General features: G+C 52.4%; 1 pseudogene. It reads left to right on the forward strand.

The features are described 5' to 3' along the window. Positions 1–456 (forward strand): annotated as a pseudogene (locus PGY33_RS14210) (VapE domain-containing protein); the annotation flags it as partial.

Genomic DNA, 456 nt, shown 5'->3' on the forward strand with positions numbered 1-456 from the left:
GCCCCAGAGCATTGAGGAAATCAAGGCGGGGCTGGAAACCACCGAGAAAGGCGGTGTCCGCCAGAGCATACGGAACTGCCTGACCGTATTCCAGCGTGACCCTCTGCTTTCCGGGGCTATCGCATACAACATCCTGACCGACCGCAAGGACATCATAAAGCCCATCGGTTTTCACAGAGAAAGCACAGCCCTGAACGATACGGATATGAAGTATCTGCTTCTCTATCTGGAAGAAACCTATGGGCTTACCAATGAGAAAAAGATTGATAATGCCATCGGGATTGTGGCGAATGAAAACAAGTACCATCCCATCCGGGACTACCTAAGTGCCCTTGTGTGGGACGGGACAGAACGAATCCGTTTCTGTCTGCGGCACTTTCTGGGGGCGGACGCAGACGATTACACCTATGAAGCGTTGAAGCTGTTCCTGCTGGGTGCAATCTCACGAGCCTTTCA

Source organism: Butyricicoccus sp. AF18-9LB (assembly GCF_027684505.1).
Taxonomy (GTDB): Bacteria; Bacillota; Clostridia; order Oscillospirales; family Butyricicoccaceae; genus Agathobaculum; species Agathobaculum butyriciproducens.